General features: G+C 41.0%; 14 protein-coding genes. 6 read left to right on the top strand and 8 right to left on the bottom strand.

All coding sequences use genetic code 11. From position 1 onward, the window contains the following. Nucleotides 1–118 precede the first annotated feature (118 nt). Nucleotides 119–1630, bottom strand: a complete 1512-nt coding sequence (locus BUR11_RS17750; protein WP_074226358.1) for a RagB/SusD family nutrient uptake outer membrane protein — start codon at nt 1628–1630, stop codon at nt 119–121. Nucleotides 1631–1670: 40 nt separating this feature from the next. After that, nucleotides 1671–4763, bottom strand: a complete 3093-nt coding sequence (locus BUR11_RS17745) for a SusC/RagA family TonB-linked outer membrane protein (protein WP_074226357.1) — start codon at nt 4761–4763, stop codon at nt 1671–1673. A 495-nt stretch (nt 4764–5258) separates the two neighbouring features. On the opposite strand from BUR11_RS17745, the gene BUR11_RS17740 reads away from it, so the two are divergent. Continuing rightward, entirely contained in the window at nt 5259–7379 is a 2121-nt protein-coding gene (locus BUR11_RS17740) for a bifunctional aldolase/short-chain dehydrogenase (RefSeq protein ID WP_074226356.1), read from the top strand. Nucleotides 7380–7461: 82 nt separating this feature from the next. Here BUR11_RS17740 and BUR11_RS17735 read toward each other — a convergent pair whose 3' ends face one another. Both BUR11_RS17735 and BUR11_RS17730 read right to left on the bottom strand, forming a co-directional pair. Further along, on the bottom strand, nt 7462–8214 hold the full coding sequence (locus BUR11_RS17735; RefSeq protein WP_074226355.1) for an NIPSNAP family protein: 753 nt from the start codon (nt 8212–8214) through the stop codon (nt 7462–7464). A 38-nt stretch (nt 8215–8252) separates the two neighbouring features. Beyond that, the gene (locus BUR11_RS17730; protein WP_074226354.1) at nt 8253–8615 is read right to left on the bottom strand and encodes a transmembrane 220 family protein; all 363 of its coding nucleotides are present in this window, start codon (nt 8613–8615) and stop codon (nt 8253–8255) included. A 113-nt stretch (nt 8616–8728) separates the two neighbouring features. Here BUR11_RS17730 and BUR11_RS17725 point away from each other — a divergent pair, with 113 nt between their 5' ends. Together BUR11_RS17725 and BUR11_RS17720 are read left to right on the top strand one after the other, a co-directional pair. Then, a complete protein-coding gene (locus BUR11_RS17725; protein ID WP_143186072.1) occupies nt 8729–10438 on the top strand; it encodes a mechanosensitive ion channel family protein in 1710 nt (569 codons plus the stop codon). A 9-nt stretch (nt 10439–10447) separates the two neighbouring features. Further along, nucleotides 10448–11005, top strand: coding sequence for a GNAT family N-acetyltransferase (locus tag BUR11_RS17720; RefSeq protein WP_074226352.1), 558 nt, complete (start codon nt 10448–10450; stop codon nt 11003–11005). A 2-nt stretch (nt 11006–11007) separates the two neighbouring features. Here the strand turns inward: BUR11_RS17720 and BUR11_RS17715 are convergent, their stop codons facing one another. The 4 genes from BUR11_RS17715 to BUR11_RS17700 all read right to left on the bottom strand — a co-directional run bounded on the left by BUR11_RS17715 (nt 11008) and on the right by BUR11_RS17700 (nt 15001). Next, nucleotides 11008–12039, bottom strand: a complete 1032-nt coding sequence (locus tag BUR11_RS17715) for an SMP-30/gluconolactonase/LRE family protein (RefSeq protein ID WP_074226351.1) — start codon at nt 12037–12039, stop codon at nt 11008–11010. Between the two features lie 90 nt (nt 12040–12129). Next, nucleotides 12130–13410 (bottom strand): TIM barrel protein, encoded by a 1281-nt coding sequence (locus BUR11_RS17710; protein WP_074226350.1) that lies wholly within the window; start codon nt 13408–13410, stop codon nt 12130–12132. Next, nucleotides 13407–13598: a hypothetical protein gene (locus tag BUR11_RS17705; protein ID WP_074226349.1), complete on the bottom strand. Its 192-nt coding sequence runs from the start codon at nt 13596–13598 to the stop codon at nt 13407–13409. The genes BUR11_RS17710 and BUR11_RS17705 overlap by 4 nt, the downstream gene beginning before the upstream one ends. Further along, complete coding sequence (locus BUR11_RS17700; RefSeq protein ID WP_074226604.1) at nt 13595–15001, bottom strand: purine-cytosine permease family protein; 1407 nt, start codon at nt 14999–15001, stop codon at nt 13595–13597. The genes BUR11_RS17705 and BUR11_RS17700 overlap by 4 nt, the downstream gene beginning before the upstream one ends. Nucleotides 15002–15255: 254 nt before the next feature. On the opposite strand from BUR11_RS17700, the gene BUR11_RS17695 reads away from it, so the two are divergent. The 3 genes from BUR11_RS17695 to BUR11_RS17685 are packed head-to-tail and all read left to right on the top strand — an operon-like array spanning nt 15256 to nt 19824. Next, a complete protein-coding gene (locus BUR11_RS17695; RefSeq protein WP_074226348.1) occupies nt 15256–17376 on the top strand; it encodes a bifunctional aldolase/short-chain dehydrogenase in 2121 nt (706 codons plus the stop codon). Nucleotides 17377–17416: 40 nt separating this feature from the next. Beyond that, nucleotides 17417–18451, top strand: a complete 1035-nt coding sequence (locus BUR11_RS17690) for a GntR family transcriptional regulator (RefSeq protein WP_074226347.1) — start codon at nt 17417–17419, stop codon at nt 18449–18451. A gap of 32 nt (nt 18452–18483) precedes the next feature. Beyond that, nucleotides 18484–19824 (top strand): FGGY-family carbohydrate kinase, encoded by a 1341-nt coding sequence (locus BUR11_RS17685; protein ID WP_074226346.1) that lies wholly within the window; start codon nt 18484–18486, stop codon nt 19822–19824. Nucleotides 19825–19877 lie beyond the last annotated feature (53 nt).

Genomic DNA, 19877 nt, shown 5'->3' with positions numbered 1-19877 from the left:
TGAACACAATTCCAGAATAATTTGCACGAATTAATACAAGAGCGGTTTTATTTTGGATTTCACCCTGTGCAACGCAGAAAATTCTACTTTACACAGGGTGATTTCCTATAAATATTTCTTAGAAATAAGGACTCAAGTCGGATTCTGCAGCTGGATAAGCATAGAACTTACTCAAGTTAGTAAATGCATTAGATCTTGGAACTGCACCTTCAATTGGTGGATAATAATAATCCAATGGATTGTTAATTATTCGCTGTCCATAAGGTCTAATAATCTCTTCTATTCTATCTGTACGCTGGATATCAAACCATCTTTTGTTTTCAAAGGCCAATTCCACTCTTCTTTCTTTGAAGATAGCTTCTCTCATTTCAGCTTGGCCAGAAGCCGTACTTGGATCTAATCCTGCTCTATCTCTTATTTGATCTAGGTAGACTTTAGCTTCTCCTGGCTTGCCTTGTTCGTTGAGAATCTCAGCCATAAACAACAGAACTTCTGCATAGCGATAGACTACCCAGTTGGTTCCGGTATTATTATGCTGTGAATGCTGCTTCGCGTGTTTTTTGATATAAGGATAGGTTTTATCATCTCTAAAACTTCCAGATAAAAATACATAACCAATAGATGCATCTTCTCTCAAGTCACCCTCTTCGTAGGCGGCAATGATATCCGGAGTAGGAATATTGTTACCTTCACCATCAATATTTTGAGGATTGCTGGTTCCCATTATCGGCTGAAGCTCATCAGCACTAATTGGCCGTGGCATAAACTGGTAAATAAAGTTACCATTCAAACCTGCTGCACCTTCCATAAATTGGACTTCAAATACAGATTCAGAGTTATTCTTATTTGATGAATTCCCTGGGAATGCCATGGCATAATCAGCCATTAAAGTATATTCACCACTTGTTACCACAGGAGTGAGTATTTGCTCTGCTTCAGACCATTTCTTTTGGTTGATGTAAACATTGGCCAACAAAGTTCTAGCAGCACCTTCAGTCGCTCTTCCAGGCTCTTGAGCAGATTTCTTAGGCAACAATGGAACAGCTGCTTGTAAATCTTGCTCTATCTGCGCATAAACATCTGCTTCAGGGGAAAGATCCAATGCAGCTTCCTCTCTAGTAGCTACTGGAGTAAGGTGTAATGGAACACTTCCAAAATACCTAGCCAATTCAAAATAAGCATATGCTCTTAAAAACAGCGCTTGTCCTTTCACATTGTCTTTGGCAGCTTGGTCAAATTCGACTTCATCTATTACAGCAAGAATTTGGTTGGTTCTGGCAATAATTAGATAATCCTGTCTCCATTGGTTCAAAACATGTGTATTTGCCGACGTTCCATTTGATTCAGGGATAGAGAAATCTGCAATATCTTCCTGATTATCCGTTGCTCCAAACAATACATTTCTTGCATAATACGTGTTATCAGAGTGCATTTCTCCTAACAACCATGCTCTATTGTTAGTGATGGTTCTTAGGGGTACATAGGCTGCATTAATAGCCTGCTCAAAATCAGTTTGATTCTTAAAAAAGGTAGCCGAACTCAATTCTGTTTCAGGAACTACCGTTAGAAAATCTTCGCAGCCGGTCAATAAAATACATGCTACTGCAAAGCCTAATATATGTTTTTTCATTTTTTCTACAGTTTGATTTTTACTAATGAGATGAGATCAATCAAAAGGTGATGTTTACACCAAATGTGATTGTACGTGGAACAGGGTAACCTGCTAAGTCAACTCCTGGACTTAGGTTTCCTCCATCTCCTTGACCATTGTTCTGCATACTAACCTCTGGGTTAGACCCTCCCCAATATTTGGTAAAAACCCACATATTTTGTCCGGAAGCATAAACACGTGCCGCCTTTATTGACTTAGGTAGATTTGTGAAGTTATAGCCTACTGTGATGTTTCTAATAGTAAAGTAAGAAGCATCCCAAACGAAATTACTGTTTGGCCAGTCTCTCTCGATACCAGTCACGTTACCACCACCTACAGTAGTTCCAAAAATTCCTTCACCTGGGTTTTCTGGAGATCTGAAGCGATCTGCAACTTTCGCAACCATGTTGAATACCCCATCCAAATTGGCTGTAGAATAAAGGTGTCTCATGTACAACTGATTACCTTGAGAACCAGAAGCTACAATGCTAGCATCCCAATTTTTCCACTTGAAATTGTTGGTAAAACCATACACAAAATCAGGGAACGGATTGCCGATAATAGTTCTATCATCGTTATCTCCACCATAGGTAATTACGCCATCTCCATTGATATCTTCCAGTTTAATACTTCCTACTGTAGATCTTCCTGGAATCACTGGAGAATTTGCTAAGTCCTCGGCGTTAGCATAATTACCTAGTTTATTTAACCCATAAAACTGGCCGAAAGGCTGTCCTACTTGAGTAATATGTGCATAACCATAAACTCGGTCAATTCCATCTGCTAATTCCAATACTTCATTTCTATTAATGGATAAGTTCGCATTGACAGACCATCTGAACGTTCCTGGAGCAATAACTGCGTTGACAGTAAATTCATGACCCCAGAACTTGATCTCACCAATATTATCGTTGAAGTTTGTAAATCCAGATTCTTGAGGAACCTGAACCGCATACAATAAATTAGTAGTGTTTTTGGTATAATAATCATAACCAAAGGTCACTCGATCATCCCATAAACCGAGATCCATTCCAATATCAAATTGTGAAGTGGTCTCCCATCCTAGGTTAGAGTTACTCAATGAAGTAACTGCCGCACCTGGAACTACATTGCTGCCAAATGCCGCATTAATAGTATTATTCACCAAAGCATACTGGGTGTAATTACCAATATTGTTATTACCGGTTACCCCGTAACTTGCTCTCAATTTCAGGAAGGAGACAGATGAACTTGTGTTTAAAAACTCTTCGTCAGAAATCACCCAACCTACCGAAGTAGAAGGGAATACACCCCAACGATTGTCAGCACCGAATCTGGAAGAACCATCCCCTCTTACTGCAGCAGTAAATAAGTACTTTCCTTTAAAATTATAGGTCAACCTTGAGAAAATGGAGGTCAACGTCCATTCATCCACGTCAGAAATAGTTCCACCTCTGTTTATATTGATCGCACCTTGAATGGTTGGTAGTCGATCATCAGCATAAGTATCAGCTTGTACTCTGGTACGATCTCTTCTAAACTGTTGATTAGAAAAACCAGCTAAAATCTCAAAATTATGATCTCCAATATTATTGGTATAGGTCGCAATATTTTCATTCAACCATGAAAAATCACGGAAATTATCTCTAATAGAAACCGCTACCGTCGGAATAGAAACGTTGATTCTATTCGTTGCAGTCGAAGGGTTAAAGAAGAAATAATTTGAATTTCTAATCTCCGTATTGAATGTAGACTTCAAAGAAAGTCCTTTAATCGGTCTCCATTCTGCATAGGTATTAGCCAAGATATTTACCCTCTTGGTCTGATTGGTAATTTCATCCGCAGACCGTAACCAGTTAGGGTAAGCAAAGATATTTCCTGTCTCAGAAGGGAATCTATTGAAGAAGGTTAGATCTCCATTCTCATCATAAATGTCCATCACTGGCCAAGTATGCAAAGCGTTAAATAAAATACCAGTACCCCTGGAACCATCTGTTTGAGGCGTATTATCTACGATATAGCTTGGAGCCACATTCAACCCGATGGAAACCTTGTCAGAAACTGTATAATCTGTATTCATTCTTAAGGAATACCTTTCGTAATCTGTATTTCTTACCACTCCTTTTTGATCAAACACACCTGCTACAATTGCCGTATTTACCCTCTCTTTATTTGAAGTGATGGTTAAGTTATAGTTGGTAATTGGAGCAGTTTCCAACATGGCTCCATACCAATCATTAGTTTTACCTCTGAAATCAGATGGGTTTTGGAAAATAGCCGGAACAGGTTGCCCCGCATCTTCATAATATTCCTTTTTAAACTGGGCAAACTCTTCTGCATTTAACATTTCAAGCCTACCATTTTCAGGAACTTTCTGGAATCCTGTATAGACATTTAGGTTTACATTTGTTTGCCCTACTTTTCCTCTTTTAGTTGTAATCAAAACCACACCATTGGCTGCTCTAGACCCATATAAAGAGGTAGAAGCCGCATCTTTCAATATGGTTATATCTTGGATTTCATCAGGGTTCAGGGTATTAATATCACCTGTAATAGGGAATCCATCCACTACGTATAATGGATCACTACCTCCTGATACGGAAAGCTGACCACGGATTCTTACGTTCATCCCTTGGCCAGGCTTACCAGTAGTCTGGTTGATTTGAACCCCTGCTAATTTACCTTGTAACTTCTGTGCCGTAGTAGTAACTGGCATGTCTTTCAATTCATCTTCACTGATAGATTGAATAGCTCCAGTCACTTCCTTTTTAATTTGGCTACCATACCCCACTACAACTACTTCGGATAAATCCGACATAGAAGTGTTAATCGTAACATCGTAATTGGTTTGTCCCGATTGGACCGCCACCTCAGTAGGCGTATATCCAATAAAACTAATCACCAAAATACTTCCTGGGGCTGCTTGAATAGAAAAAACACCGTCAATATCAGTTACGGTACCTGTCTGGGTACCTTTGATCATTACGGTGGCTCCCGGTACAACTTCTCCTGTTTCATCTTTCACAGTACCGGTCACATTCGTAGCCTGAGAAAAGGCCGAAATGCTGGTTGAAAGAATAATAAAAAGAAGCAGTAAAAATCGCTTCTTTATTAATAAATAATTGTTTTTCATAGATCTTGGGTTTTATGTTAACAAGCGGTAATTTCTACTAATTAACTTCTATTAACACCCAAACCTATCCTGTCGCATCCTGATTAAAATAAATTTTTATATTAAAAAACAAGCAGGATAGTACAGGATAGAAATATGACAAAAACAATTTTATTTTTATTTACATAATAACATTAAATATTTATCAACAAAGTATACTTATCAATGTAAAAACTATAATAAGTAGTAAATAAAAAGATCTGTAAATTCTGCAACCTTTTGTTTTTCAGCGCTTAAATTTTATTTTTTTAAATTTTAATCCACTTAATAAATTAATCCCAAACATATTATACCTCTTCTAAACCCAACAAAGACTGGTTTGGACCTTTTATAAAATAAAAATACCTTATATAACATTTTTTCAACCCTTTCAATACAGTATAGAACAGGACAGCATACCATATATACCATATTAAATTGTTTTGCATGTTACAATATTGACAAAACCCAAAATACATGGCAACAACAAATAAATCATTTAACCATGTCAGCTTTTTATGGGATGATAAAAAGGCTGCCGCTTTGGAAGGAAACGAAGTTGACCTATTAATCTATAGATCCAATATCCTGGGTGCCGACCTCCGCATCACCAACTACGGTGGGGGCAATACCAGTTGCAAAACTTTTGAAAAAGATCCGCTGACCAAGGAGTCTGTGGAAATCATGTGGGTCAAAGGATCCGGCGGGGACATCGGAACACTCACCAAGGCCGGACTGGCCGGTCTATATGTCGACAAACTCCGGGCACTGCAGGGAATCTACAGGGGCATTGAGTTTGAAGACGAAATGGTGGGCCTTTTCAACCACTGTATCTACGATCTGGACTCCAAAGCACCTTCCATCGACACCCCTTTGCATGCTTTTTTACCTTTCAAACACATTGACCACCTCCATCCTGATGCAGCCATTGCCATTGCCGCTTCCAAGGAAGGTGAGAAGATCACCCAGGAACTCTGGAACGGACAGATCGCCTGGGTACCTTGGCAGAAGCCGGGATTCGATCTGGGACTCCAGTTGCAGCAGACCTTGGAGGACAATCCCGGGATCCGGGGAATCATGCTCGGTGGACATGGGCTCTTCACCTGGGGAGACACGTCTTTTGAGTGTTATATCAACAGCTTGGAAGTCATCGAAACCGCCTCGGCTTACCTGGAGGCCAATTACGGTAAAAACAGACCGGTATTCGGTGGACAGAAAGTCACATCGCTTCCTGCCGAGCAGCGCGCCTCACAGGCTGCCTTGCTGGCTCCAGTGCTTCGTGGACTGGCTTCCTCCGAAAAGAAAATGGTCGGTACCTTCTCCGATACCGAGGTAGTACTGCAGTTCATCAATTCCAACGACCTGAACAAACTTGCACCCATGGGCACCTCCTGTCCGGATCACTTCCTCCGTACCAAGATATCCCCTTTGGTGCTCGACATCCCCGCAGATGTGGACCTTTCCGATCCCGCTTCTTTGAAGGCTGAACTGGAAGTCGAATTCCAGAAGTACCGGGAGATGTATGCCGATTACTATGAAAAACATAAGCATCCCAATTCCCCTGCCATGCGTGACCCCAACCCGGTCATCATTCTGTGGCCGGGTGTAGGTCTTTTCTCCTTTGCCAAGGACAAGCAGACTTCCAGGGTAGCTTCCGAATTCTATATCAACGCCATCAACGTAATGAGAGGGGCAGAGGCCGTTTCCTCTTATGTTTCCCTTCCCCTTCAGGAAGCATTCAACATCGAATACTGGTTGCTTGAAGAGGCCAAGCTTCAGCGCATGCCTAAAGAAAAACCCCTATCCAGAAGGATCGCTTTGATCACAGGGAGTGCAGGGGGAATCGGCAAAGGCATTGCCGAACGATATTTACAGGAAGGAGCCTGTGTGGTGGTCACCGACATCAATGCGGAAAGACTTGCACAGACCGAAGCGGAAATGCAGAAAAAATACGGAAAGGATGTATTCCTGGGAGTTACCCTGGATGTCACCGATACCGAAAGCCTCAAAAAAGCCATGCAGGAAATCTGCCTGAAGTTCGGCGGACTGGACATCATCGTCAACAATGCAGGGATCTCCATCTCCAAGCCTTTGGAAGAACATACCGAGGAGGACTGGAACAAACTGCTGGACATCCTGGTCAAGGGACAGTTTGAGGTGTCCCAGCAGGGAGTCAAGATCCTCAAGCAGCAGGGACTCGGTGGGGACATCGTCAATATCGTCAGCAAGAATGCTTTGGTGGCAGGGCCTAAAAATGTGGCTTATGGCACCGCAAAGGCAGCACAACTGCACATGTCCAGATTGATGGCAGCCGAACTCGGTGAGGACAAGATCCGCGTCAATGTGGTCAACCCGGATGCAGTCATCGAAAACTCTAACATCTGGGAAGGTGGATGGGCCGAAAACCGGGCAAAGGCCTATGGAATTGAAGTGAAGGACCTTCCTGCTTATTATGCCAACAGAACCTTACTCAAAGAAGCCGTGAAAACATCCGACATCGCTGATGCAGCTTTTGCTTTCGTTTCCGGAATGCTCAATAAATCAACCGGAAACATGATCAACGTGGACGGTGGATTGGCGCCGGCTTTTCCTAGATAATTAAATAGACCCCACTATGAAAATCAAAAAAGGCATACATTCTGATGTATGCCTTTTTATTGCTCCATTAAATCTTCATCTTTTATTTCATAGGAGAAAATGGTAGTGTGGTAAAGAAGGTAGCATCTACTTTTTCTACGATTTTTCCATTTGCTTCAGAAGCATCTCTAGCAGCAACCCAATCTGGGTCTTTTAGAAAATTCTGAAATGCAGCTTCAAATTTAGCTTTGTCTTCATGACCTAATAAATATACAAGCTTGGGCTGGCCTCCCTCTTTTTCGGAAGTAATCCAATATGGATAATTCTTTAAACCTTGACGTGCAAAAAGGTCTTGGGTATGGTCTTTAAATCGTGCGATGAGGTTATCAATTTTCCCATCTAAACAGGTATAAACCCTTAATTGGAACACACCACTTTTACTTGGCATGGGCATTTCGTTTAAGCCTGGTGCTAAAGTCATAAAGGTTTGATCTATTTTGGAAACCAAAGCCCCATCCACAATAGACTCTTGGTAAGCCTTTTTCCATTCTGGGTCATTCAAAAACTGATTCCACATTCTATCTCTCGCTTCCTCATCCGGATAGCCCAATATATAAGTCAATGAATTATCATTATTTTCTACTGGCACAAAATACGCCACATTTTCCATCCCGCTTTTTTCAAATAAAGCTACTGTATGATCCTGAAATCTTTTGATCAAATCAGGCAACTTCCCAGGATTAGCGTAGTATTTCCTGATTTCAAAATAATTAGACTTCAAATTTGCTGCTTGCTGGCTAAATGCACTCAAACTGAAAAGCACTCCTAAAAGTGTCAATAATGATATTTTTTTCATGGGTTCATTGGTAAGAAAGTAAAAGATAAGGTAAGGGATTATTTTTTCCAGGCTTTTATCAAACCAGGGATCATCACCAAAGTAATAATCATAAGACCAAATGATTCTCTGGATTCTTCCATGAAATCATTTTTCATACTGAGATTATGCTGCTCTACCTCTTGAGAAACCCAATCTCCTACATGGCCTTGCCAATAATAGGCCGCACCGATAAGACAGGCAGCAACTACCACTGTCAAAGGTATTTTAGGGAATATACCCCTAAAACCCAATAAACAGAAAATAATTGCTACCCCATAAATACTTACCCAAATTTCAGGGTCTGGGTCATTGAATTGCCAAAAGGCAAATAAGGCGAAAAGGACTACCCAAAGTCCATAATACACTTTATTAAAAGTCATGATTAAATGGTTTTTGATCAAATCTACTGAAAACGATGAATTTTATTTAATTTAATCCTGTGAATGGTATAGAAATTAGTAAGCAAGGATATACCTACAATTATTACCTACTTATGATATTAATTTTTAAGAGAATTTCTATACTTCTTTTATTAGTTGTGAACTGGGGATTGGTTTTTGCCCAAGATCAAGATTCAACTTCTATTAACTATCCTGATAGCATTCAAAAACCTGTACTGTTTTTTAATGACACTTTATTCTTCATCGCCAATAAGATAGGTCCATTCACCCCCTCTGAAAGAGCCCAAAATTTCAGCAACAAGCTAGATCTTCTTCTAGAAACCGAGGTATTTGACACCACTCTTTTAAGTACTACTCAAGATGATATTGCCATCGAAATTTGGCATGGTGAAATGATTTTAGGAAGTGTCACAAAAGAGGATGCTTCCTATTTTGAAAAAGACCAAAGCGTGCTGGCCCAGGAATATCTGGAAGCGATTAAAGAATCTTACAGGAGAAATCATGAGGATCGTTCCTTGATACAGATTATCACCAGAACAGGAATGCTTATCGGGGTGATTTTAGTGGTAGTCTTATTGGTGTATTTAATCAATAAAGGCATCAATAAAACCATTGATTTTATTCTATCCAAATGGCATAAATATTTCAAAGGAATCAAAATCAAAGACTTTGAATTACTCTCCGCAGAACGTGAAGAAAGCCTTCTAAAATCATTGATGAGGATCGTCAAAATTATCCTCATCATTATATTACTGTACCTTACTCTTCCTATTATATTCAGTATATTCCCTGCTACTAAAAATCTTGCAGGGCTCTTATTGGGTTACATCACCAACCCCTTAAAATCCATCATTAACTCTTTCTTACAATATATTCCCTACATGTTTATGATCATCGTGGTGGTGGTCATTACCTACTACATAGGGCAATTTGTGAATTTCATTTCGGGCGAAATTGGGAGGGGTAACTTAAGCATTCCAGGTTTTTATCCAGAATGGGCAAAGCCTACTTTCAATTTGATTAAAATCATTATTTATGCCTTCGCATTCATTGTGATTTTCCCTTATTTACCTGGCTCAGATTCTCCTGCCTTCCAAGGGGTCAGCGTTTTTTTAGGCCTATTAATCTCCTTAGGTTCTTCTTCAGCAATCAGTAATATAATTGCTGGCCTGGTCATCATTTACATGAGGGCATTTAAAATCGGAGATCGTGTAAAAATCGGAGATACTACTGGGGATGTAATTGAAAAAACAATGTTGGTCACCCGTCTTCGAACCATCAAAAATGAAGAAGTCACCATCCCAAATTCTGCCATTTTAAATGGAAATACTATCAATTATACCGTAGAAGAAAATAGCTCTGGATTAATTTTACATAGTACTGTAACCATAGGATATGATGTACCCTGGCGCAAAGTTCATGAGCTCTTGATCGGTGCCGCATTAAAAGTGGATACAATTATCAAAGAGCCTAAACCTTTTGTTTTGCAGACAAGTTTGAATGATTTTTATGTGAGTTATCAGATCAATGCTTACACGATTGAGACTAAAAAAGCAGCCAAAAGTTACTCTGATTTACATGCCAGTATTCAAGATGCCTTCACAGAAGCTGGCGTAGAAATCATGTCTCCACATTACCGGGCTAACAGAGAAGGAAATGATTTGACAATTCCTCCAAAATATATTCCTGAGGAAACTCCGCCAACAGAACCTACTACTCCTCCTGCCCCTTCTAACCCTGAGAACATGGAAATCAAACCCTCAGACGCGGGCGAAGAACCAGAAGACTCAACCTATAGCTAATTCCTTTTTATGGTAACCGTTTGCCAAGCAGAAACTGAAGCTGATCTCCAAGGGATTTTAGACCTTCAAGAAGAAAACCTAATCCAAAACATCTCAGAATCAGAGAAGAATGAACAAGGCTTTGTAAGAGTTCAGCACAATTTAGAGTTGTTGGGATCACTAAACTCTATCGAACCTCATATCATCGCAAAAGATGGAGATCATGTGGCTGCCTATTTTCTTGCGATGACCAAAATATCCAGGAATGATGTCCCTATGTTGGTGCCCATGTTTGAGCAATTTGATGAACTTTATTACCTAGGTAAAAAAGTAAGTGAGTATAATTATATGGCCGTAGGACAGGTTTGTGTTGGTAAAAAATACCGAGGACAAGGATTGTTCTTTAGTGGCTATGGAGCCTATCGAAAAGCCTTTGAAAAAGACTATGATTTTGCGATCACAGAAATTTCTATTTCAAATGCAAGATCTTTAAAAGCACATCAAAAAGTGGGGTTTGAAGTGATTCATACCTTCAAAGACGAGTATGAAACCTGGGCCATTGTAGTTTGGGATTGGAGTAAAAATTAACGCTATTTTAATCTCACTCTCAACAACTCTCCATCAGCCGTGATGTATAGGTAATCTTCATTGGTATCAAAAGTACAGTTAGAGGTTGCTCTTCCTGTTTTAATCGTCCCCAAGTGTTCTCCATTGGGACTGATGATCAAAATTCCACCAGGTCCACTTGCAAACAAGTTCCCACTACTATGCACAGCCATTCCATCTGGAAGCCCAGGATTGGCCTCTCCAACCAGTTCACTCACATCCAAAATCATTTCCCCTGAACTTACATTTTGATTTTCATCCAAATTAAAAGCATAATATCTTGCTTTAAGGGGGTCTGATTGGGCCACATATAAGGTTTTTTCATCAGGACTTAATCCGATACCATTTGGACGGGAAAGTGAGTCTATCTGTAGGGTTAAATTCCCCATAAAATCAAGCTGATAAACACCCTGAAATTCCAGCTCCTTGACATCCCATTCATCCAATCCATAAGGTGGGTCTGTGAAAAACAAATTTCCGTTTTCACTCTTCACCAAATCATTGGGGCTATTAAACTTCTTTCCCTCGTAGGTATCTGCCAACACCTCAAAAACTGGACTAGGCTCTGAAATATCACTGACCATTTTGGCAACCTGTCTGGCTCCATGTTGGCATAGCATCAACTTCCCGGCTTCATCCAAAATCAGCCCATTGGCTCCTGGTTCTCTTTTATTTGTCTCACTTCCAAAGTATCCAGATGGCTCCAAATAAACCTGTAAGCTATCTGATTCTGACCATTTCCAAATCTTGTTTTCTGGAACATCTGTAAATATCAATGCCTGCTGATCCTCTAGCCATAAAGGTCCTTCAGACCAATCAAAGCCTGATGCAATCACCTCAATCTTAGAATCAAGAGGGATTAACATATCCATACTCCCATTTAATCTTTCGATGGAACCCGTTGTTTCAAAATTTGAAACCTTAGAATCCCCTGCCTCAGAATCCGCCTTCTTTTCTGGCGAATTGCAAGACAACACAAGTAGAGAGAAAAAAATAATAGGCAGAGGCTTATTCATGGCTCGATTGATAATGTTCTAATCACCAATTTATTAAATCCTTTTGAATTGTCATTACGAGACTTTCCAAGGTAGAACCATGAAAAACAATTACAAGCCAGTGGATCTCGATTCTGCTCCTCTTTCCTGAATCAATTTTTTTCGAACATCCATTTTGCGATAGTGCCCAATAGGGTCTGCGGCACCTCCTAATTGAATTCTAGCCTCTTTTACCAAAGGACGGACATCTCTTTGAAATGCCTCTTGGAGGCATTCCTGCGCTCCTACCACATCGCCTTCCATCTGGCAAGCAGTCAATTTCTCTCTATTGACCAATAAAGCTTTGGTAAAACTGATACTGATCATTTCAAGGGCTTGCATCAAATCTTCCAAGGGATCCTTGGTATTATGGCTTGCATCAATCATCCAAGAAATACTTTCCCATGCTTGGGCTCCATCCTCAGAACCTGAAATCAGTTCGCAAAAAATCAAGAACAACTGATACGGCTTAATACTACCAGTAGTTAAGTCATCATCTCCATACTTACTATCATTAAAATGGAAACCTGCTAACATATCCTGATACACCAACGTAGCCACAATTTGTTCAATATTGGTATTGGGTAAATGGTGTCCTAAATCCACTAAAACCTTTGCCCGATCTCCCACAGATTTACATAGCAAGGAGGAGGTACCCCAGTCTGGAATAATGGTATGATAAAAGTTAGGCTCATACGGTTTGTATTCCACTAATAACTTCCAGTCTTCTGGCATGGCCTGGTAGATTTCAGACAAGGATTCTTGTGTCCAATGCAATGAATTTCTCAAGCTTGCTTGTCCTGGAAAATTACTACCATCTGCCAACCAAACGGTCAACCCTTTACTCCCTAACTTTTTTCCAATTTCAATCACTTCCACATTATGCGCAACAGCTTGGTCTCTCACTGATTTTTTTGCATTCCCGAGTGACCCTAGCTTGTAACTATGAGGCTGCCCATAATCTTGAAAAGTGTTACTATTCATGGCATCAAAGCTGATCCCTAATGATTCTGCTTTCGATTGAATAGACGCATAGTCACTTGGGATATCCCAAGGAATATGTAAAGAAACACTATCTGTTTTTTGTGTCAGAGCCTTCAACAAACCAATATCCTCGAGTTTTTCTTCCAAATCTCTAGGCTCTCCCCCTATACCAAAGCGCCCAAACCGGGTTCCTCCAGCTCCTAAAGCCCAACTAGGGACAGCAATTTGAAAAGCTTTGATTTTTTCAACCAACCCATTGACATCATTCCCTTCTTTTGATAATTGATTGGCCAAAAATCCAAACTCTTCCTGATGGCTGGAAAATAATGATTGATTATATTCCTGTAATTGTTCTAAACTTAATTTCATAACTCTTTAGGTTGATCCTCCTTCTTTTTATTGATCCAAAAAGGTGCTGTTCCAAACCAGAGGAACATCCCTATGGTCATGTAAAGATGGCTGGAATCAAGTGAGATCAATGATTTAAAGTACATCAAAGGTGGCACTATGGTCAGCACAAGGGCTAGGTAGGATGCTATTTTAAGTAAGGTTTTCATGCAAATTTCGTTCGAAGTGCTGGAAACTGGATTTTGGAAAATATTACAAATAAGGTAACGGCTATAAACCATCCAGGAAGCCCCAAAAAGAAAATTTCCAGTCCATAGAAGTAATTCAAAAGCCAGCAAATAACTAGTGTGATATGCCAAGCAGCTAAGGCTGGCCATGTAAATGCCTTTTTGTTATTCAGTGCTTGTTCTGGCTGAAAACCCATTTTTTCAGCGAAGTAAAAATCTGCAAAGATGACGGCTCCCATAGGCATCAACACCAAACCATACAAAGCCACAAAATCTAACAATTTCATCACCAAAGCAGGGAAGCAGGCCGCCAGACTGGTAATTCCCCCTACAATCGCGGTGATTTTCCATGTTTTGGTTTTTGGAAAAATCCCTTGCAAAGCCAATCCCGCTCTATAAATAGTTGGGTTTGCTGTGGTCCATCCTGCTACTACCACACAAACAGCCCCAGCTACGCCTGCTGCTTGAAAAGCAATAGGTCCTGGAGCAAATTCTTGGGAGTTAGCATTGGTTTGAAGGAAAACAGCATACAATATTCCAGAGGCTATCCAGGCAACAAAGTGACCGATGTACATTCCCGCAAAAGATAAAAACCCATATTTCCAGGACTTAGCATAACGCAAAATCGTTAAATCAGACATCCCGATGTGCATGGCCATATTACAGAACCAACAGAAAAATATGACATGCCAGACAGAAAATTTAGAAATTCCGGGTAATGGAACTCCAGTCCATATTACTTCTTTCGCTGCCACAACAAACTCATCCAAGGAATGGACTCCTAATTGTGGTAAGGCTGCAAATGCCGCAGAAATAAAAATCAAGATCATCCAAGGTGCCATGACATTGGCAAACTTGGCTACCTGATTATACCCTCTGATCGCAATCAATGTAATCACCGCTCCCATAATCATCACCGCGACTATCCAGCCTGGGGTTTTTGGATACCAATCAGTCAAGGTAGGCATTTCCAATCCAAATGGAATTCCCACTGCAGTAGCAGACACTGCAATCATGGATCCCGCCAAAAAACAAAACATCAATGCATTGATGAAATTATATAGGGAAACCACTGATTTACCAGTAATCCTTTCTAGTTGGTAATAAAGTGTAAGTCTTTTCGAGGTAGCAATTGGACCAGTCATTAATCCCCAACTCAGGACTGCCAGAAGATTCCCTATAAACAAACCTAAAATAAGATCTGTAGCAGCGACCCCATGTGCAACAAATAAAGGGCCTATGACAAACTCGGTACCAGCTGTGTGCTCTCCAGCATACATGCCAAGAAAGCTCTTTCCTGATTTAAGCTCACTTGTAGGCACAGGTGTTCGCTCGTATTCGTTAGTTTGGCTAACTATCTTTTTAAATAATTTTTGATCACTCATATCAGCGGGTAAAAAATCCAAAATTAACCTGTCAACTATCCTGTTGCATCCTTGAAATTTGATAAAAGATAGAATAAAAGCCAAAAGCTGTTTCCCTTCCATCCTCATTTCCTTAAATTGTCCTTCGAAAATTAACAATAGAATAATGGGCTAAAATTGGCTTGAAGTAACAAAAATGACCCATTTCAAGACAGCACAGGACACCAAAAAGCCTGGGTTGTCCCATATTCAACCTATTAAAATTGAAATTGTAAATGACTACGAATACAAAAGAATTCAAGCATGTCAGCTTTTTATGGGATGATAAAAAGGCTGCCGCTTTGGAAGGAAACGAAGTTGACCTATTAATTTATAGATCCAATATCCTGGGTGCCGACCTCCGCATCACCAACTACGGTGGGGGCAATACCAGTTGCAAAACTTTTGAAAAAGATCCGCTGACCAAGGAGTCTGTGGAAATCATGTGGGTCAAAGGATCCGGCGGGGACATCGGAACACTCACCAAGGCCGGACTGGCCGGTCTATATGTCGACAAACTCCGGGCACTGCAGGGAATCTACAGGGGCATTGAGTTTGAAGACGAAATGGTGGGCCTTTTCAACCACTGTATCTACGATCTGGACTCCAAAGCACCTTCCATCGACACCCCTTTGCATGCTTTTTTACCTTTCAAACACATTGACCACCTCCATCCTGATGCAGCCATTGCCATTGCCGCTTCCAAGGAAGGTGAGAAGATCACCCAGGAACTCTGGAACGGACAGATCGCCTGGGTACCTTGGCAGAAGCCGGGATTCGATCTGGGACTCCAGTTGCAGCAGACCTTGGAGGACAATCCCGGGATCCGGGGAATCATGCTCGGTGGACATGGGCTCTTCACCTGGGGAGACACGTCTTTTGAGTGTTATATCAACAGCTTGGAAGTCATCGAAACCGCCTCGGCTTACCTGGAGGCCAATTACGGTAAAAACAGACCGGTATTCGGTGGACAGAAAGTCACATCGCTTCCTGCCGAGCAGCGCGCCTCACAGGCTGCCTTGCTGGCTCCAGTGCTTCGTGGACTGGCTTCCTCCGAAAAGAAAATGGTCGGTACCTTCTCCGATACCGAGGTAGTACTGCAGTTCATCAATTCCAACGACCTGAACAAACTTGCACCCATGGGCACCTCCTGTCCGGATCACTTCCTCCGTACCAAGATATCCCCTTTGGTGCTCGACATCCCCGCAGATGTGGACCTTTCCGATCCCGCTTCTTTGAAGGCTGAACTGGAAGTCGAATTCCAGAAGTACCGGGAGATGTATGCCGATTACTATGAAAAACATAAGCATCCCAATTCCCCTGCCATGCGTGACCCCAACCCGGTCATCATTCTGTGGCCGGGTGTAGGTCTTTTCTCCTTTGCCAAGGACAAGCAGACTTCCAGGGTAGCTTCCGAATTCTATATCAACGCCATCAACGTAATGAGAGGGGCAGAGGCCGTTTCCTCTTATGTTTCCCTTCCCCTTCAGGAAGCATTCAACATCGAATACTGGTTGCTTGAAGAGGCCAAGCTTCAGCGCATGCCTAAAGAAAAACCCCTATCCAGAAGGATCGCTTTGATCACAGGGAGTGCAGGGGGAATCGGCAAAGGCATTGCCGAACGATATTTACAGGAAGGAGCCTGTGTGGTGGTCACCGACATCAATGCGGAAAGACTTGCACAGACCGAAGCGGAAATGCAGAAAAAATACGGAAAGGATGTATTCCTGGGAGTTACCCTGGATGTCACCGATACCGAAAGCCTCAAAAAAGCCATGCAGGAAATCTGCCTGAAGTTCGGCGGACTGGACATCATCGTCAACAATGCAGGGATCTCCATCTCCAAGCCTTTGGAAGAACATACCGAGGAGGACTGGAACAAACTGCTGGACATCCTGGTCAAGGGACAGTTTGAGGTGTCCCAGCAGGGAGTCAAGATCCTCAAGCAGCAGGGACTCGGTGGGGACATCGTCAATATCGTCAGCAAGAATGCTTTGGTGGCAGGGCCTAAAAATGTGGCTTATGGCACCGCAAAGGCAGCACAGCTGCACATGTCCAGATTGATGGCAGCCGAACTCGGTGAGGACAAGATCCGCGTCAATGTGGTCAACCCGGATGCAGTCATCGAAAACTCTAACATCTGGGAAGGTGGATGGGCCGAAAACCGGGCAAAGGCCTATGGAATTGAAGTGAAGGACCTTCCTGCTTATTATGCCAACAGAACCTTACTCAAAGAAGCCGTGAAAACATCCGACATCGCTGATGCAGCTTTTGCTTTCGTTTCCGGAATGCTCAATAAATCAACCGGAAACATGATCAACGTGGACGGTGGATTGGCGCCGGCTTTTCCTAGATAGAAAACAATGAGTACCCAAACCCAACATAACCCAGAACGCTATGCTTGTCGACAAATCGGAAAGAATCCTTACGGATTCAAGGACCCCTAAGTATTTACAAGTAGTGAATTTGATCCTCGATGAAATTGAAAAAGGAAAACTAAACATCGGGGATCGAATTCCTTCTATTAATGAAACTAGTTTTGACTTCTTACTCTCCCGAGATACTGTAGAGAAAGCTTATAATGAGCTAAAGGACCGCGGTATCATCACATCGGTGAGAGGCAAGGGCTTCTATGTCAGTTCCACGAATGTTGAGAATAAACTAAAAGTTCTCCTTTTGTTCAACAAATTAAGCTCTTACAAGAAAATCATCTACTATTCCATCATAGAGACTCTTGGAGATAATGCTACGGTAGATATGCATATTCACCATTATAATGTGAACCTGCTGGAAGATTTGCTGCATCAAAGCATGGGGAAATACAATTATTATGTTGTAGCCCCTCATTTCTTTGACAAAGACACACACCCTGTGACTGGATACGAGCTTTTAAAGAAAATCCCAAAGGATAGGATGTTGATTATGGATCGAGCTGTAAAAGGCCATGAAAACGAATTCCCAGGGATTTTTCAGGATTTTGCAAAAGATATTTTCGCTGCACTAGAATCTGGGCTAAGCCATTTAAGGAAGTATAAAAGAATGATCTTGGTGTTTCCAAAAGGGGATATGTATCCTGTGGAAATTGTGGATGGATTCAAACGTTTTTGTTTTTTCCACGATTTTGAAAACCTGATCTTGGATGGAATTGATGATGAGCCTCTTTATGAAGGTGATCTTTTCTTGGTATTAGCTGAGTCAGATCTGGTGAATATCATCAAGAAGTCCAGAGAACAAGGCTTGAATCTGGGACAGGATGTTGGTTTGATTTCATACAATGAAACTCCCTTAAAAGAGATTTTAGACAAAGGAATTTCTACCATTTCCACAGATTTTATCCATATGGGAAGGTCTATTGCCAACCAAATTTTAGGAACAGAAGATCGAATGCCAATCAAAAATCCTTTTAGACTTATCGTCAGAAGATCTCTCTAACAATTATTCAATTTAATGGGTCTTGAACATTCATGAATAAAATTTCAGTAACCGCTATTTTCGATATTGGGAAGACCAATAAAAAATTCTTTCTATTTGATCAAGACTTAGAAGTAGTATATCAAACTTACCACAGACTGGAGCCAGGGGTAGATGAAGATGGTTTCCAATCTGAACCAATTGACGAGTTGAAAGACTGGATGATTGATACATTCAACAAAGCTCGTCAAATGGAAGAGTTCGAAATTACTCGAATTAATTTCACGAGTTATGGGGCTACCCTCGTTCATACAGATGAAAATGGGCAGCCTGTCACTCCTTTATATGATTATTTAAAACCATACCCAGAGGAACTCTTAGATCAGTTTTACAAAGAACAGGGGGGCAGAATGGTGTTTTGTACCACCACAGCCTCTCCTCCTTTGGCCATGCTGAATTCAGGTCTTCAGCTTTATTTCCTAAAGAATGAAAAACCTGAACAATTCAAAAAAATCAAACATACGTTCCATTTACCTCAGTACCTGAGTTCCATCTTTACCGGGAAATTTGTATCTGATTTCACCAGCATTGGATGTCATACGGGCCTTTGGGATTTTAAAAAGCAAGAATATCATAAATGGTTGAAAGAAAATGAGGTTCTGGATTTGTTGCTTCCAGCAATGAATAGTTCTTCTATTTTCAAAACTTTACCAGAGTTTGGTGAAATCCCTTCTGGAATTGGAGTCCATGATTCTTCCTCAGCACTTCTACCCTATTTGAAAAGGGAAAATGAGCCATTTATGCTTTTGTCCACAGGAACTTGGGCGATTAGTATCAACCCGTTCAATAAGAGTCCTTTGACTGAGTCGGAATTATTGAAAGATTGCCTTCAGTTTATTGGGATTACGGGTGATCCTATCAAAATCAGCCGACTATTTATCGGCGAAGAGCATAAATACCAAGTAGAAAAGATGTATGAATTCTTCCAAAAGCCAATGGGTACATATAAGAAATTGGCATTTGAAGAGTATAGATTTAATCAGGTTAAATCTAAACCTAACCGAGTTCGGTTCCATTACCTAAAGCCTGAGGCCTATGGGTTAACGCAAGCCGAATCCATGAATTTTGAGGAATTCGAGGATTTTGAAGATGCTTATTACAGCTTTATTCACGAGTTGACGGACCTCCAGATTGCAGCACTTAAATTAGTTTGGGCAAACTCTTCGGTCTCAAGAATGTTTATAGATGGAGGGTTTAATGCCAATGAAATATTCGTAGGAATGTTGAGAAAAAAATTACCTGAATTAGAAATTCTGACCAGTGATTTTGCCTTAGGAACTGCCTTGGGAGCAGCTTTACTGGTTCAGCCAGATTTTAAACCACCGGTAATTTAATTCTTCCCAAACCTTAAAAATACTCCTAACTTCATTCTTTACGATTCTTAAAT

This window comes from Algoriphagus halophilus, from assembly GCF_900129785.1.
Taxonomy (GTDB): Bacteria; Bacteroidota; Bacteroidia; order Cytophagales; family Cyclobacteriaceae; genus Algoriphagus; species Algoriphagus halophilus.
The sequence above is the reverse complement of the archived record's forward strand: the minus strand, read 5'-3'. Positions and strand labels throughout refer to the sequence as shown.